At 70.7% G+C, this 15,974-nt stretch carries 9 protein-coding genes and 1 pseudogene; 6 read left to right on the top strand and 4 right to left on the bottom strand.

Annotated features, from left to right (window positions below; genetic code table 11):
* The first annotated feature begins 2 nt into the window (after positions 1 to 2).
* From OG730_RS09265 to OG730_RS09245, 5 genes are all read left to right on the top strand, one after another.
* Positions 3 to 2,408, top strand: coding sequence for a xanthine dehydrogenase family protein molybdopterin-binding subunit (locus OG730_RS09265; protein ID WP_327303785.1), 2,406 nt, complete (start codon positions 3 to 5; stop codon positions 2,406 to 2,408).
* A 371-nt stretch (positions 2,409 to 2,779) separates the two neighbouring features.
* Positions 2,780 to 4,243, top strand: a complete 1,464-nt coding sequence (locus OG730_RS09260; RefSeq protein WP_327303784.1) for an NCS2 family permease — start codon at positions 2,780 to 2,782, stop codon at positions 4,241 to 4,243.
* A gap of 83 nt (positions 4,244 to 4,326) precedes the next feature.
* Positions 4,327 to 5,490, top strand: coding sequence for an XdhC family protein (locus tag OG730_RS09255; RefSeq protein ID WP_327303783.1), 1,164 nt, complete (start codon positions 4,327 to 4,329; stop codon positions 5,488 to 5,490).
* A gap of 120 nt (positions 5,491 to 5,610) precedes the next feature.
* Positions 5,611 to 6,936 carry a YncE family protein gene (locus OG730_RS09250; RefSeq protein WP_327303782.1) on the top strand — a complete coding sequence of 442 codons (1,326 nt, stop codon included), beginning with the start codon at positions 5,611 to 5,613 and terminating at the stop codon, positions 6,934 to 6,936.
* A gap of 90 nt (positions 6,937 to 7,026) precedes the next feature.
* On the top strand, positions 7,027 to 8,265 hold the full coding sequence (locus OG730_RS09245; protein ID WP_327303781.1) for a GNAT family N-acetyltransferase: 1,239 nt from the start codon (positions 7,027 to 7,029) through the stop codon (positions 8,263 to 8,265).
* Positions 8,266 to 8,307: 42 nt separating this feature from the next.
* Here the strand turns inward: OG730_RS09245 and OG730_RS09240 are convergent, their stop codons facing one another.
* Both OG730_RS09240 and aroD read right to left on the bottom strand, forming a co-directional pair.
* Positions 8,308 to 10,527 carry a terpene synthase family protein gene (locus OG730_RS09240; RefSeq protein ID WP_327303780.1) on the bottom strand — a complete coding sequence of 740 codons (2,220 nt, stop codon included), beginning with the start codon at positions 10,525 to 10,527 and terminating at the stop codon, positions 8,308 to 8,310.
* Between the two features lie 213 nt (positions 10,528 to 10,740).
* On the bottom strand, positions 10,741 to 11,478 hold the full coding sequence (gene aroD, locus OG730_RS09235; RefSeq protein WP_327303779.1) for a type I 3-dehydroquinate dehydratase: 738 nt from the start codon (positions 11,476 to 11,478) through the stop codon (positions 10,741 to 10,743).
* A gap of 224 nt (positions 11,479 to 11,702) precedes the next feature.
* Here aroD and OG730_RS09230 point away from each other — a divergent pair, with 224 nt between their 5' ends.
* Positions 11,703 to 11,921 carry a hypothetical protein gene (locus OG730_RS09230; protein WP_327303778.1) on the top strand — a complete coding sequence of 73 codons (219 nt, stop codon included), beginning with the start codon at positions 11,703 to 11,705 and terminating at the stop codon, positions 11,919 to 11,921.
* A gap of 121 nt (positions 11,922 to 12,042) precedes the next feature.
* Here the strand turns inward: OG730_RS09230 and OG730_RS09225 are convergent.
* Positions 12,043 to 12,288: pseudogene (locus tag OG730_RS09225) on the bottom strand (hemerythrin domain-containing protein); the annotation flags it as partial.
* Between the two features lie 30 nt (positions 12,289 to 12,318).
* Positions 12,319 to 15,936 (bottom strand): cobaltochelatase subunit CobN, encoded by a 3,618-nt coding sequence (cobN, locus tag OG730_RS09220; RefSeq protein WP_327303777.1) that lies wholly within the window; start codon positions 15,934 to 15,936, stop codon positions 12,319 to 12,321.
* Positions 15,937 to 15,974 lie beyond the last annotated feature (38 nt).

The following is a 15,974-nucleotide window of genomic DNA, read 5'->3' as shown; positions in this document are numbered from 1 at the left end:
CCATGGCCCAGAACACGCGCACGGTCCCGGCGGGTACGCCGACCAACGTCACGCAGAACCACACCAAGGGCGGCATCGGCGAGTCCACGCTGCGCCCGGACGGCACCCTCAAGGTGACCGGTGAGTTCGCGTACTCCTCGGACATGTGGCACGAGGACATGCTGTGGGGCCAGACGCTCCGCAGCACCGTGGCCCACGCCGAGATCGTCTCGATCGACATCTCCGAGGCCCTGGCGATGCCGGGTGTCTACTCGGTGCTGACGTACGACGACCTGCCGGCCGAGATGAAGAACTACGGCCTCGAGATCCAGGACACCCCGGTTCTCGCCAACGGCCGGGTCCGTCACCACGGTGAGCCGGTCGCCCTCGTGGCCGCCGACCACCCGGAGACCGCCCGCCGCGCGGCCGCCAAGATCAAGATCGACTACCGTGAGCTGCCGCTCGTCACGGACGAGGCCTCCGCCCTCGCCGAGGGCGCGCCGCTGATCCACGAGGGCCGCGACGACCACCACATCGGTCACGTCCCGCACCCGAACATCGTGCACCGCCAGCCGATCATCCGCGGCAACGTGGAAGAGGCCCGCAAGCGCGCCGACGTCATCGTCGAGGGCGAGTACACCTTCGGCATGCAGGACCAGGCCTTCCTCGGCCCGGAGTCCGGTCTGGCCGTACCGTCCGAGGACGGCGGTGTCGAGCTCTACGTCGCCACCCAGTGGCTGCACTCGGACCTCCAGCAGATCGCCCCGGTCCTGGGCCTGCCGCCGGAGAAGGTCCGCATGACGCTCTCGGGCGTCGGCGGCGCGTTCGGTGGCCGCGAAGACATCTCGATGCAGATCCACGCCTGCCTCCTGGCCCTGGCCACGAACAAGCCGGTCAAGATCGTCTACAACCGCTTCGAGTCCTTCTTCGGCCACGTGCACCGTCACCCGGCGAAGCTGTACTACGAGCACGGCGCCACCAAGGACGGCAAGCTCACGCACATGAAGTGCAAGATCGTCCTGGACGGCGGCGCCTACGCGTCCGCTTCCCCGGCGGTCGTGGGCAACGCCTCCTCCCTCTCGGTCGGTCCGTACGTCCTGGAGGACGTGGACATCGAGGCGATCGCGCTCTACACGAACAACCCGCCCTGTGGCGCGATGCGCGGCTTCGGCGCCGTCCAGGCCTGCTTCGCCTACGAGGCCCAGATGGACAAGCTCGCGGCGAAGCTGGGCATGGACCCGGTCGAGTTCCGTCAGCTCAACGCCATGGAGCAGGGCACGATCATGCCCACCGGCCAGGTCGTGGACGCTCCGGCGCCCGTCGCCGAGCTGCTGCGCCGGGTCAAGGCCCGCCCGCTGCCGCCGGAGCGCCAGTGGGAGACCGCCGGCGAGAACGCGGACGTCCGCGCGCTGCCCGGTGGTCTGTCGAACACCACCCACGGTGAAGGCGTCGTCCGCGGCGTCGGCTACGCGGTCGGCATCAAGAACGTCGGCTTCTCCGAGGGCTTCGACGACTACTCCACCGCCCGCGTGACCCTCGAGGTCATCAACGGCGAAGCGGTCGCGATGGTCCACACGGCCATGGCGGAGGTCGGCCAGGGCGGCATCACCGTCCACGCGCAGATCGCCCGTACCGAGCTGGGTGTCACGCAGGTGACCATCCACCCGGCCGACACGCAGGTCGGCTCCGCCGGTTCCACGTCCGCCTCGCGGCAGACGTACATGACCGGTGGCGCCGTGAAGAACACCTGTGAGGCCGTCCGCGAGAGGGTCCTGGAGATCGGCCGGCGCAAGAACGGCTCGTACCACCCCGCGTGGGCGACCGCCGAGCTGCTCCTCGAAGGCGGCAAGGTCGTCACCGATGGCGGAGAGGTCCTCGCGGACATCGCCGACATCCTCGAGGGCGAGGACGCGATCGACATCGAGCTCGAGTTCCGTCACGCCGCGACCGAGCCCTTCGACCTGGTCACCGGCCAGGGCAACGGCCACGTCCAGTACACCTTCGCCGCGCACCGCGCGGTCGTCGAGGTGGACACCGAGCTCGGCCTCGTCAAGGTCGTCGAGCTGGCGACCGCCCAGGACGTCGGCAAGGCGCTGAACATGCTCTCCGTGGTCGGCCAGATCCAGGGTGGTACCACCCAGGGCCTGGGCGTCGCGATCATGGAAGAGATCATCGTGGACCCGAAGACCGCGAAGGTGCGCAACCCCTCCTTCACGGACTACCTGATCCCGACCATCCTCGACACCCCGACCATCCCGGTCGACGTCCTGGAGCTCGCCGACCCGAAGGCCCCGTACGGCCTGCGCGGTATGGGCGAGGCCCCGACCCTCTCGTCCACCCCGGCCGTCATCGCGGCGATCCGGGCGGCGACCGGTCTGGAGATCAACAAGACGCCGATCCGTCCGGAACTGCTCACCGGCACCCTCTAGGACGGCCGGTCCGGGGGCCGCGAGGCCCCCGGACCCCCCAGATTTCCGGGCGGTGTGACACGGGAACGTCACACTTCCAGTCGCACCGCCCGGAGCACAGAAGTCCGGAGTCATCAGCACCGCACCGCTCGCGGTCAAGTTTTCCCCGGAAGTACCCCCCCGTAGTACCCCCCCGGGTCACCGCCTACCCCAGGTGACACCAGGAGTACCAGCCGTACCGCAGAACCCTCGCAGTACCCGCAGTACACGCAGTGCACCATGTGCGTCGCCTCGGGCCGTCACCCCGGGTCGTGCAGCCAAACGCGTTTTCCCAAATCCCGTGTCTCCAATCTTTATGCGGGTGCCCCTTTGAACCTTGGGAGTTAGGCACCATGACCCAGTCCTCTGTGGAGCCCAAGACCAGTGCGGAGGAAGCCGGAGACGGCTCTTCGACCCCCGCTGGACAGTCTTGGCTCGACCGGTACTTTCACATCAGCAAGCGCGGATCCAAGGTCGGAAACGAAGTTCGTGGCGGTATCACGACCTTCATGGCCATGGCTTACATCCTCCTGCTGAACCCCCTGCTGCTTTCCGGCAAGGACGTCGACGGCCACACGATGGCCGCCTCGGCGATCATCACCGCCACGGCGTTCGCCGCGGCCGTCACGACGCTCCTCATGGGCTTCGTCGGCAAGGTCCCGCTCGCGCTCGCCGCCGGCCTCTCCGTGTCCGGCGTGCTGGCCTCGCAGGTGGCCCCCCAGATGACCTGGCCGCAGGCCATGGGCATGTGCGTGGTCTACGGCGTCGTGATCTGTCTCCTGGTCGTCACCGGCCTCCGCGAGATGATCATGAACGCGATACCCCTCGCGCTCAAGCACGCCATCACCATGGGCATCGGCCTCTTCGTGGCCCTGATCGGCTTCGTGAAGGCGGGCTTCGTCGGCAACGGCGGGGAGTTCATGCCCCCCGTCCAGCTCGGTGCGACCGGTGAGCTCTCCGGCTGGCCCGTCCTGCTCTTCGCCGTCACCCTGATCGCCATCTTCATGCTCCAGGCCCGCAAGGTGCCCGGCGCGATCCTGATCGGCATCGTCGGTGGCACGGTCCTCGCCGCGATCCTCAACGCCATCGTGGACATCGACCCCAAGGCCTGGAAGAACGGCCCGCCGGAGCTCACCGGCTCCGCGATCTCGGCGCCGGACTTCTCGCTCTTCGGTGACGTCTCCTTCGGCGGCTGGGGCGACGTCGGCTACATGACGGTCGGCATGATCGTCTTCACCCTGGTGCTCGCCGGCTTCTTCGACGCGATGGCCACCATCATCGGCGTCGGTACCGAAGCCAAGCTCGCCGACGAGCAGGGCCGCATGCCGGGCCTGTCCAAGGCGCTGTTCATCGACGGTGCCGGTGGCGCCATCGGTGGCATCGCGGGTGGCTCCGGCCAGACCGTGTTCGTCGAGTCCGCGACCGGCGTCGGCGAGGGTGCCCGCACGGGCCTCGCCTCCGTCGTCACCGGCCTGTTCTTCGCCGCCTGCCTCTTCTTCACCCCGATCACGCAGATCGTCCCGGGTGAGGTCGCCTCCGCGGCCCTGGTCGTCATCGGCGCGATGATGATGCAGAACGCCCGCCACGTGGACTGGGCCGACTCCTCGACCGCGATCCCGGTCTTCCTGACCGTCGTGGTCATGCCCTTCACCTACTCGATCACCGCCGGTGTCGCCGCGGGTGTCATCTCCTACGTCGCCATCAAGGTCGCTCAGGGCAAGGCCCGTGAGATCGGCGGCTTCATGTGGGCGCTGACCGGAATCTTCCTGGTCTTCTTCGCGCTCCACCCGATCGAGAGCTGGCTCGGCGTCGGCTGAGCCGGCCGGGTCTGAATCCGTAGCAAACCCCGCACCCTCCACGTATCCGATACTGGAATCTGAACCTCTCCGAGGAGGCCCCCATGCTGGACATCGCCGAAGAACTGAACCGGTGGGTCGAGCAGGGACGTGACTTCGCCGTCGCCACGGTCGTGGCGGTCGGCGGGAGCGCACCCCGGCAGCCCGGAGCGGCCCTCGCCGTAGACAGTGACGGCACGGCCATCGGTTCGGTCTCCGGCGGATGTGTGGAGGGTGCGGTGTACGAGCTGTGCCAGCAGGCGCTGGAGGACGGCGAGACCGTCCAGGAGCGCTTCGGGTACAGCGATGACGATGCCTTCGCCGTGGGTCTGACCTGCGGCGGAATCATCGACATCCTGGTGACCCCGGTCCCCGTGGGCTCTCCCTCCCGGGAGGTGTTCGCGGCCTCGCTGGCCGCCGCCGCCCGCGGGGAGGCGGCGGCGGTCGCGCGGATCGCCGAAGGCCCGGCCGAGCTCATGGGCCGCGCCGTACTCGTCAGGGGCGAAGGCTCCTACGAGGGCGGGTTCGGCGCTCACCCCGAGCTGGACCGGGCCATCGCCGACGAGGCCCGGGCCATGCTCGAGGCCGGCAAGACCGGCGTGCTGGAGATCGGCGCCGACGGCCGCCTCTGCGGAGAGCCGCTCAAGGTGCTGGTCGAGTCCAGCGTCCCGCCGCCCCGGATGGTCGTCTTCGGGGCCATCGACTTCGCCTCCGCGCTCGTGCGGATCGGCAAGTTCCTGGGCTATCACGTCACCCTGTGCGACGCCCGGCCCGTCTTCGCCACGAGGAAGCGTTTCCCCGAGGCGGACGAGATCGTGGTCGACTGGCCGCACCGCTACCTGGAGGAGCAGTCCTCCGCCGGTGCGATCGACGGCCGGACGGTCCTGTGCGTCCTCACGCACGATGCCAAGTTCGATGTCCCCCTTCTCGAACTGGCCCTCAAACTTCCCGTCGCCTACGTCGGCGCCATGGGCTCCCGCCGCACTCACGAGGACCGCAACAAGCGGCTCCGCGAGGTCGGCGTGACGGAGCTCGAGCTGGCCCGGCTGCGCTCCCCGATCGGCCTGGACCTCGGGGCCCGCTCGCCGGAGGAGACCGCGCTGTCCATCGCCGCCGAGATCGTCGCCAACCGGCGCGGCGGCACCGGCGCGGCCCTGACCGGCGCGCACATCCCGATCCACCCGGACGTCGCGAACACGGTGATCAGCAGGATCGGTTCCGTCGCTTGAAGAGCTGACGGGCTTTAGCGCGGTGTGCAAAGGGCGCAACCCCGTGGGGGTTGCGCCCTTTCGTCGTTCCGCCTATCTTACCGGCCGGTAACAGCGTCTCCCCATAACGGAGTTGACCGGATGTCTGCCAGTCGATCGAGTAACCGTCGTGAGCGTGGGGCCGGCCGCGGCCTGCCCGCCCTGGCGGCCGTGGCCGCGCTGGCGCTGGCCGCCCTCGCGGTGGGTCCCGCGCCCGCGGCGGGGGCCGGATTCGCGGCGGGCTCCGGGTCCGAGGCGGGCTCCGGGGCCGCCGGTGCGGGCCCGCGCGAGGTCCTGTTCGTGGGCAACAACTGGGAGGGCACCGCAGACGTCCTCGCCTCCACCGGGGACCTGGCCAAGGTGGGCCGGATCGACATGGTTCCGGACAAGGAGGAGCGGCTCAGGGAGATCTACCTCAACCCGGTGAAGCTCGCCTACTTCCTGGGCGTCCGGGCCACCGCGGGCGAGGGCCACGACCAGTTCGTGGACGATATGTACACCACCCCGGACGGCTCCGCCGTCGTCGCCTCCCGCCCCAGCTTCGCCGACGTCGTCTCCATCGACGTCCGCACCGGCCAGGTCAACTGGCGCTTTCCCGTCGCCGGTTACCGGGCCGACCACATGGCGGTCTCCCCGGACGGCACCCGCGTGGCGGTCTCGGCCTCCACCGCCAACACCGTGCACGTCCTCGACATCGCGACCGGCCGGCAGGCCGGCTCCTTCACCACCGGCGACAAGCCGCACGAGAACACCTTCACCCGGGACGGCCGCTTCCTGTGGAACAGCTCCATCGGCGACGTGACCTCCGCCCTCGACGCGCCCTGGCTGGACTGGACGAAGGGTGACCGCAGGATCACGGTCGCCGACGCGCAGACCCTCCGCCCGGTCCGGGTGATCGACATGCGGGCCCGCCTCGACGCCTTCGGGCGCTCCGACCTGTCCGACGCGGTGCGGCCCATGTCCTTCACCCCGGACGAGTCGAAGATGTACTTCCAGGTGTCCTTCTTCAACGGCTTCGTCGAGTACGACGTGGCCGCCGACCGGATCACCCGGATCAAGACCCTCCCGGTGAACCCCGCCACCAGCACCGACCGCACCACCTGGGTCAACGACTCCCGGCACCACGGCATGTCCATGAGCCCGGACGGATCCAAGCTGTGCGTCGCGGGGACCATGGACGACTACGCGACCGTCGTGGACCGGGCCACCCTGGAGCAGGGGCCCCTCGTCCCCGCCGCCAAGCCCTACTGGGCCACCGTCGACGGAGACGGCACCGGCTGCGTGATCTCCGAGAGCGGCGCGGACCAGGTCACCGCCATCGACTTCGCCACCGGCGCCAAACGCGTCTCCGTACCCGTCGGCGACCACCCGCAGCGGGTCCGGCTCGGGCACGTCCCGGCGGACTGGACGGGACCCGCCGCGCGCTGAACCGCCACCGGGCGGGGCGAGAACCGGCCCGCATCGAGAATCAGCCGTTATGAAGTGACTGGTCCACCATGACCGATTAGTCTCCGGATCATGGTGGAGATCCGCGAGGTGCCCGAGTCCGACATCGACCGTGCTCTGGAGCTCGCGTACCTGGTCTTCCACGACCGCCCGGAGAAGGAGGGGCGCGAGCGGCACCACGAGCTGCTCCGCCCCTGCCTGCGGATCGGGGCCTACGACGGCGACGCGCTGGTCGGGTTCATGGCCGCGCACGACTTCCGGCTCTCGGTGCCCGGGGCGGACCTGCCCTGTCCCGGGCTCACCTTCGTCTGCGTCGCCCCCACCCACCGCCGCCGCGGTGTACTGACCGCGCTGATGGGCGACCTGCTGCGCCGCGCGGGGGCGGCCGGCAGTCCCGTCGCCGCCCTGTGGGCCTCCGAGGCGGCCATCTACGGGCGCTTCGGCTACGGCAGCGCCACCCAGGGCGCCACCATCGAGATCGACTCCACCCGGCCGCTGGCCCTGCGCATCGAGGCGGACCGCAGGCCGCTGCGGCTGGTCGCCCCCGAGGAGGCGGTCGCCGTCGTGGGCCCGTACCACGAGGCGGCCCGCGCGGTCCGGGCCGGGCGGCCCACCCGCAGCGAGCGGCGCTGGACCGAGGAGTGGCTCATCGAGCAGGACGAGGAGGACGAGGAGCTCAGCCCGCCCCGGATCATCGTCCTGGGGGAGCCGGGCCAACCGATCGCGGGCTACGTCCTCTACCGCACGAAGCCCGAGGAGAGCACCGGGGGCGTACGGGTCCCGGGCCTGGTCCGGGTCGACGAGCTGGAGGCCGACACCCCGGGGGCCGCCGCGGCCCTGTGGGAGTGCGTGGCCTCCCTCGACCTCACCGGCCGGGTCACCGCGTGGGGCCGGCCGGCCGACGACCCGCTGCTGCACTTCGCCGCCGACCGGGACCAGGTCCGGGTCACCGCCGTGTTCCCGGCGCTCTGGCTCCGGCTGGTCGACGTGGCGGCCGCCCTGACCGGCCGGTCGTGGGCCGCGCCCGTGGAACTCGTACTGGAACTGACCGACGTACGGCTGCCCGCGAACGCCGGGCGGTTCCTGCTGAAGGCCGGGCCGCAGGGCGCGGCGTACGAGCCCGCCGCCGCGGGCCGCACCCCGGACCTGACCCTGGACGTACGGGAGCTCGCGGCCTGCTACCTCGGCGGGACCCGGGCCGTCGAACTGGCCGCGGCCGGCCTGCTGGTGGAGCACACCGCCGGCGCGGCGGCGGCCCTGGACGCCGGGCTGCGCACCGCGCTGCTCCCGCACACGGCGGACGAGTTCTGAAGGGTCCGCGGCGGGGAGGACGGCCCCCGCCGCGGACCCGGCTCAGGGGGTGGGCAGGGAGATCCGGGCCGCCGACATGCCGAAGTCGGAACTCAGGACCCCGGTGGAGATCCCGTCACCCAGGCGGTGCAGGTGCTCCTCGCGGTAACGGACCGTCTTCTCGTGCCAGTTCAGGATCCCGGCCAGCCAGTCCTTCAACTCGCCGACGTACGCGTCGAGTCCGGCCCGGGCCCCGGCGTCCAGCTTCCAGTCGTCGTAGAGCAGGGGCAGCTGGTTCGCGACGATGTGCTCGAACTCCTCGGTGCGCTGGGTCATCAGCGAGTGGCAGATGTGCAGCGCCTCCTCGTAGCCGATGTCGAAGAAGTTGCGGGTGACGAGCACGTAGTTGTGCACCTCGCCCTCGACCTCCACCTCCTTCTGGTACGAGAAGATGTCGTTCATCAGGCACGCGGAGTCGGCCGCCGCGTTCTCCAGGGAACGGATGGTGCCCGAGGCGTAGATGTCGTCGGGGATGCCCCGGCCCGCCTGGCCCAGTCGGCACAGGTACATCGTCAGGTGCGAGCCGAAGGTGTGCCGGCGCATCTCCGCGTAGTCCACCGGGTCCGGGATGCGGTTCTGGATCTGGTTCTCCATCTCCCACAGCCAGCTGTGCAGCATGCTCACGAGGGTGGCCCGGAATTCGGCCCGGACCTCGGGGGACATGTCCTTGCTGGTGCGCACCCACAGGTCGCCGAGGGACCGCTCCATCGCGGTCAGTGCCACCGGCTGCTCGGCGTGGTCCACCGGGATCATGGCGACGAGGCGTGCGGTGGTGGCCTTGGCGGCGGAGAGGTTCTTGGACTGGGCGAAGACCACCGGGTAGTAGTCGTCGCCGTAGGTGCCCCAGGTCAGCCAGCAGGCGTTGAGGGTCAGCGCCTCGGGGGCGGCGTCGGGGTCGATGCCCGCGGAGCAGAGCGCGAAGTCGTAGCCGCGCAGCTTCTCCTCGTTCCAGATCGCCGAGCCGGGGTCGCCGGGCTGCGGATCGATCAGGCCCATCCGCCGGGCCCAGGCGACGGATTCCTCGCGGGCGCGGGCGTGGTGGGGGCTGAGGGTGAGCGGGAACGGCATGTAGACGTCCGGGACGACGGACGGGCCGGTCGGCTCGAAGGGGACGTGGGTGAAGGAGCGCCGGCGCAGTTCCAGGGCGCGGGGGGCGAGGATGGAGCGGAGGTCGAGGGCGGTGGTGCCGAGGCCGGTGGGCATGAACGGGAGGGTGAGCGGGGCGGTGGCCCGGGCCTCCTTGTTCATGTAGCGGCTGGAGACCATGTGCCATTCGTGGCCGCCGGACTGCCAGTCCTGGAGCCCCTTGGCGTAGGCGAGGACGGCGGCGATCTCCGCCGGGTTCATGGCGTGGTCGGCGAAGAGCTGGGGGAGTTCGGCGAGGGCGGTCTGCTCGAACTGCTGGAGCCGGGAGGTGAGGAGGTCGTTGGAGGCCTCGGCGGCCTCCTGGGTGGTGCAGTCGAGGAAGGTCTCCAGCACCAGGATCGCGTTGGAGAGTTCCCCCTCCTCGGAGACCTCGCGCTGGTAGGAGAAGATGTCGTTCCGGATGTGCACGGCGTCGGAGAAGGAATCGCGCAGCACGCCGAGGGGGCGGGAGTGCGCGACACGGGCCGGAACCTCCGCGGACACGTACTCGATGAGCCCGGCCGACCAGGGCGCCCCGCCGACCTTGCGGCGCATCTCGATGTATTCGAGGGGGTTGGAGACCCGCCCGATGTTGATGTTGGCGAGTTCCCACATCGACTCGTCGAGCAGGTTCTTGGTGGACAGGGAGAACCGTTCCCGCCAGTCCATCGACATGGCCGGGACGGTACGGGCCCACAGGTCGGCGAGTCCGGCCTCGACGGGGTTGGTCGCCTCGGGGAACCCGTCCGCCAGGTCCATCGGCATGAAGGCGCCGAGCCGGTCGAGGTAGGCCTTGGCGCCCGCACGGTCCTGGGAGCGCTTGAACATCTCCAGGAAGTGGTCGTCGAAGAAGAACACCCACACGTACCAGTCGGTGACCAGGGACAGCGCCTCGCTGCCGCAGTCGGGGTGGGTGTACGAGCAGAGCAGGGCGTAGTCGTGCGAGTCGAGGTCGCTCTCCTCCCAGACGCCGGAACCTTCCAGCATCCCGAAGTCGCGGGCCCACTTCTTGGTGTGGACCCTGGCGTCCTCCAGGTGGGGGTTCAGTCGCGCCGGATAAGGCACATAGAAATCCGGCAGTTGAAACGGCTGCGTCACGGCAGGGTGGGCCTTTCATCTGACTGTCTCGTTGGTTCCTCACGAGATCAGCAGGGCACTACCCGTGTTGCCGGTGGGATAAGGGGGAGTTCACTTCATCAGGTGACGTGTGCGTCGTTCCGCGACGGATGGGGCCGGTGACCGGTAGGGGGGCGGCCGGGGAGGGGTCGGGGAGGCGGCCGGGGAGGCGGTGACCCTCCCCGGCGAGGGGGCTCAGGCGCCGGCGGACTTCCGCTCGTCGAAGGCCGGGTAGAACTTGCGCAGCAGGCCGAAGGTCTCGGGGAAGTCGAGCTGGCCCGGGGCGGAGCTGGCGCCGAAGAAGGAGTACGTGATCCGGGACCCCAGGGCGGGGAAGAAGACGCGGGAGACGGCTCCGGTCTCGCCCATGGCGATGACGATCAGCCGGGTGTCCTCGGCCCCGGCGCGCAGCAGCAGCGAGGCCAGCCGCCGTACGTCGTCCTGGGACCGCACCATGGTGGACACCTTGACCACATCGGCGCCGGCGCTCTTCGCGTCGTCGATGACGGTCTGGAGTTCCTCGGTGGCCGGGGTGAATTCGAAATTGTGATAGGAGACGAGCGCCACCGTGTCGTGCCGGTGGGCGGCCTCGATCACCTCGGACAGGATTTCTCCGGAGGAGAGCTCGATGTCCACGGCCTGGACCTGAGGGGCGAGCGCGCGGAACAGTTCGAGCCGCTCGGCCTCGGTGCCCTTCCAGTCGCCGCCTTCGCGGGCGGACCGGATGGTGGCCAGTACGGGCAGCGTCTTGAACGCGTCCACCTGCGCGAGGACATGGGCCGTGTCGGTCACCGCGTACCGGTCGACGCGCAGTTCGGCCACGTCGACGCCCGCGCTCTTGGCGGCGTGTGCGCGCGGCTCGGTCTCGCTGTCGTCGAAGCTGACGGCCACCAGCGGAATCCCGCCGTCGAGAAGGGCCCGCAGTGAATTCATTTCTTGGTCACAGCCTTTTCGATTCCGATATCCGACGCGAAGCGCAGGGTGAACGGGGCGGATTATACGTGGAATCGGTAAGGGTGAGGGTGGGTGCCCGCCCCTTGGCCGGAAGGGCGCCCGGCGCGCCGGAGGCGTAGCTGGTGTCGCACCCCGACATGCTTGTCCGATTGTTCTAGGTTTGTCCCATCAGTTCATACTTTCGAGTTCCGGGAGAGAGACTCATGGCGATCGACCTCGACAAGGTGCTGGACAAGGCGTGGGCCGACAAGCCGCTCGCGGAGGTGCTCGCGGCGCCGGTGGCCGCGCTCAAGGGCGTCACCGACAAGGACGGCGAGCTGCTGCTCGAAGCCTTCGGCGTGAAGACGGTCGCCGACTTCGGCCAGCTGAAGTACGCGCGCTGGGCCCAGGCGCTGGTGGCGCTGAACCAGACCAGCAAGTAGGAGGGTCGGCGCACCGGCGCACCGACGCATCAACTACCCGGCGGGCCTCAGTTCCCCGTCGGGGTGGGCCGCGCGCCAGGTCGGCGCCGGCGAGGAACGCCGCCAGTTCGCGGTGCTCCCCGACCAGCGCCGCGATGTACGGGGCGTACTCCGGGTCCTGCTCCATCACGGTGAACAGGCCGTCCTCCTCGCCCTTCCAGTGGGCGAGCAGGACGGCCGTCATCTCCGTGACGAGGGCGCGGGCCCGGCCGAGGTCCCCCGCGTCGAGGGCGCGCAGGGCGTCGCCCGCCGCGTTCGTCACCGCCTCGTGCTCGGCGATGAACTCCTTGATCAGGGGGATCTCGCGGCAGCCGCAGTAATGGCACATGCGGCTCAGTCTGATCCAGCCGGTGTCCGGTTAGTCGCTTTCGCCTTCGAGGTTGCCCTCCGTGTCCAGGTACACCTGGCGCAGCGCCTCCAGGACCTGCGGGTCCGGCTTCTCCCACATGCCGCGGGACTCGGCCTCCAGCAGCCGCTCCGCGATCCCGTGCAGGGCCCAGGGGTTGGCCTCCTCCAGGAAGGCGCGGTTCTCCGGGTCCAGGACGTACGTCTCGGTCAGCTTGTCGTACATCCAGTCGGCCACCACGCCGGTCGTGGCGTCGTAGCCGAAGAGGTAGTCGACCGTGGCGGCCAGCTCGAAGGCTCCCTTGTACCCGTGGCGGCGCATCGCCTCGATCCACTTCGGGTTCACCACGCGGGCACGGAAGACGCGGGAGGTCTCCTCGACCAGCGTGCGCGTCTTGACCGTCTCGGGCCGGGTGGAGTCCCCGATGTACGCCTCGGGGGCCGTGCCGCGCAGGGCGCGGACGGTGGCCACCATGCCGCCGTGGTACTGGAAGTAGTCGTCGGAGTCGGCGATGTCGTGCTCACGGGTGTCGGTGTTCTTCGCCGCGACCGTGATCCGCTTGTAGGCGGTCTCCATCTCCTCGCGCGCCGCGCGCCCTTCCAGGCCCCGGCCGTACGCGTACCCGCCCCACACCGTGTAGACCTCCGCGAGGTCGGCGTCGGTGCGCCAGTCGCGGGAGTCGATCAGCTGCAGGATGCCCGCGCCGTACGTGCCCGGGCGCGAGCCGAAGATGCGGGTGGTGGCCCGCCGCTCGTCCCCGTGCACCGCCAGGTCGGCCTGCGCGTGGGCCCGTACGAAGTTGTCCTCCGCGGGCTCCTCCAGCGAGGCCGCCAGCCGTACCGCGTCGTCCAGCAGGCCGATGACGTGCGGGAACGCGTCCCGGAAGAAGCCCGAGATGCGCAGGGTCACGTCGATGCGCGGACGGCCCAGCTCCGCGAGCGGGATCGGCTCCAGGCCGGTGACGCGGCGGGAGGCCTCGTCCCAGACCGGGCGGACACCGAGCAGCGCCATGGCCTCGGCCACGTCGTCGCCCGAGGTGCGCATCGCGCTGGTGCCCCACAGGGACAGGCCGACGGAGGCGGGCCATTCGCCGTTGTCCGTGCGGTAGCGGGTCAGGAGGGAATCGGCCAGGGCCTGGCCGGTCTCCCAGGCGAGGCGGGAGGGGACGGCCTTCGGGTCCACCGAGTAGAAGTTGCGGCCGGTCGGCAGCACGTTGACCAGACCGCGCAGCGGGGAGCCGGAGGGGCCCGCCGGGACGAAGCCGCCGTCCAGGGCGCTGACCACGTGGGCGATCTCGGCGGTGGTGCCGGCCAGGCGCGGGACGACCTCGCGGGCCGCGAAGTCCAGTACGGCCGCCACGTCCGCCGAGTACCCGGCGGCGACCGAAGCCACCGCCTCCGGGGCCCAGTTCGCGTCCTCCATCGCCTGGACCAGCGCGCGGGCCGTCTCCTCCGCCTCGTCGGCGGTGGTGCGGGTGGCCGCGGACTCGTCGAGGCCGAGCGCCTCGCGCAGACCGGGCAGGGCCGTCGTACCGCCCCAGATCTGGCGGGCGCGCAGGATGGCGAGGACCAGGTTGACGCGGGCGTCGCCCGTCGGGGCGCCGCCCAGGACGTGCAGACCGTCGCGGATCTGGGCGTCCTTGATCTCGCACAGCCAGCCGTCGACGTGCAGCAGGAAGTCGTCGAAGCCGTCGTCGTCGGGACGCTGCTCCAGTCCCAGGTCGTGGTCCAGCTTCGCGGCCTGGATCAGGGTCCAGATCTGGGCGCGGATGGCCGGCAGCTTCGCCGGGTCCATCGCGGAGATCTGGGCGTACTCGTCGAGGTGCTGCTCCAGGCGCGCGATGTCGCCGTACGACTCCGCGCGCGCCATCGGCGGCACCAGGTGGTCGACCAGGGTGGCGTGCACCCGGCGCTTGGCCTGGGTGCCCTCGCCCGGGTCGTTGACCAGGAACGGGTAGATCAGGGGCAGGTCGCCGAGCGCGGCGTCGGGGGCGCAGGACGCCGACAGGCCGGCGTTCTTGCCCGGCAGCCACTCCAGGTTGCCGTGCTTGCCCAGGTGGATCATCGCGTCGGCGCCGAAACCGCCGTCCTCGGCGCGGGCCTGGATCCAGCGGTACGCGGCCAGGTAGTGGTGCGAGGGCGGCAGGTCGGGATCGTGGTAGATCGCGATCGGGTTCTCGCCGAAGCCGCGCGGCGGCTGGATGAGGATGAGGAGGTTGGCGCGGCGCAGGGCGGCGAGCACGATGTCGCCCTCGGGGTTCGCGGAGCGGTCCACGAACATGTTGCCCGGGGCCTCTCCCCAGTGCCGCTCGACGCTTTCGCGCAGATCGGCCGGGAGTTCGGCGAACCAGCGCTTGTAGTCGGCCGCCGGGATGCGGACCGGGTTGCGGGCGAGCTGCTCCTCGGTGAGCCAGTCCTGGTCGTGGCCGCCGGCCTCGATCAGGGCGCGGATCAGCTCGTCGCCGTCGCCGGAGACCAGGCCCGGGACGTCCTCGACGGGGCCGAAGTCGTAGCCGCCCGCGATGAGGGTGCGCAGCAGTTCCACGGCGCTGGCCGGGGTGTCCAGGCCGACCGCGTTGCCGATGCGGGAGTGCTTGGTGGGGTACGCGGACAGGACCAGGGCGATCTTCTTGTCGCGGCGCTCGATGTGGCGCAGGCGGGCGTGGCGCACGGCGATGCCGGCCACGCGGGCGGCCCGCTCGGGGTCGGCGACGTAGGCGGGCAGCCCGTCCTCGTCCAGCTCCTTGAAGGAGAAGGGGACGGTGATCAGGCGGCCGTCGAACTCCGGGACGGCGACCTGGGTGGCGGCGTCGAGGGGGGACAGGCCCTCGTCGTTGGCCTCCCAGGCGGACCGGGAGCCGGTCAGGCACAGGGCCTGCAGGATCGGCACGCCGAGGGCGGCCAGGGCGCCGGCGTCCCAGGACTCGTCGTCACCGCCGGCGGAGGCGGTGGCGGGCTTGGTGCCGCCGGCGGCCAGGACCGTGGTGACGATCGCGTCGGCGGACGCCAGCTGCGCGATCAGTTCCGGCTCCGGGGAGCGGAGGGAGGAGACGTAGAGCGGGAGCGCCTGGGCGCCGTGGGCCTCGATCGCCTCGGAGAGGGTGTGCACGAAGGCGGTGTTGCCGCTCATCTGGTGCGCGCGGTAGTAGAGCACCGCGATCCGGGGCCCTTCGGTGCGCTGCGGGGTGCGCTCCAGCGGGCCCCACGTGGGGGAGGCCGCCGGGGGCTCGAAGCCGTGGCCGGTCAGCAGCACGGTGTCGGAGAGGAAGCGCGCCAGCTGGTCCAGGTTGGCCGGGCCGCCGTGGGCGAGGTAGCCGTGCGCCTCGGCGGCGATGCCGATCGGGACGGTCGAGGCTTCCATCAGCTGGGCGTCGGGGGCCTGTTCGCCGGTCAGCACGACCACCGGGCGGGTCTGGCCGGGGGCCAGGAGCAGGTCGAGGCCTTCCTGCCAGGCGCGCAGGCCGCCCAGGAGGCGTACGACGACCAGGGTGACGCCGTCGAGGAGACCGGGGAGGTCGTCGAGGGGAAGGCGGGAGGGGTTGGCGAAGCGGTACGGGACGGGAGCGCCCCCCGCGTTCGCCGCGCGGGCGCTGAGCAGATCGGTGTCGGACGTCGACAGCAGCAGGATCATGCGGCGGCAGGCCTTCCTCGGGGTTTCCGCGCCCCGGG

Origin of the sequence: Streptomyces sp. NBC_01298, from assembly GCF_035978755.1 — a bacterium.
GTDB lineage: Bacteria > Actinomycetota > Actinomycetes > Streptomycetales > Streptomycetaceae > Streptomyces.
This window is presented reverse-complemented; position numbering and strand designations above follow the sequence as displayed.

Coding starts and splice junctions, on each gene's coding strand:
- OG730_RS09265 (WP_327303785.1), top strand. CDS start 3: ATGGCCCAGAACACGCGCACGGTCCCGGCGGGTACGCCGACCAACGTC.
- OG730_RS09260 (WP_327303784.1), top strand. CDS start 2,780: ATGACCCAGTCCTCTGTGGAGCCCAAGACCAGTGCGGAGGAAGCCGGA.
- OG730_RS09255 (WP_327303783.1), top strand. CDS start 4,327: ATGCTGGACATCGCCGAAGAACTGAACCGGTGGGTCGAGCAGGGACGT.
- OG730_RS09250 (WP_327303782.1), top strand. CDS start 5,611: ATGTCTGCCAGTCGATCGAGTAACCGTCGTGAGCGTGGGGCCGGCCGC.
- OG730_RS09245 (WP_327303781.1), top strand. CDS start 7,027: ATGGTGGAGATCCGCGAGGTGCCCGAGTCCGACATCGACCGTGCTCTG.
- aroD (WP_327303779.1), bottom strand. CDS start 11,478: ATGAATTCACTGCGGGCCCTTCTCGACGGCGGGATTCCGCTGGTGGCC.
- OG730_RS09230 (WP_327303778.1), top strand. CDS start 11,703: ATGGCGATCGACCTCGACAAGGTGCTGGACAAGGCGTGGGCCGACAAG.
- cobN (WP_327303777.1), bottom strand. CDS start 15,936: ATGATCCTGCTGCTGTCGACGTCCGACACCGATCTGCTCAGCGCCCGC.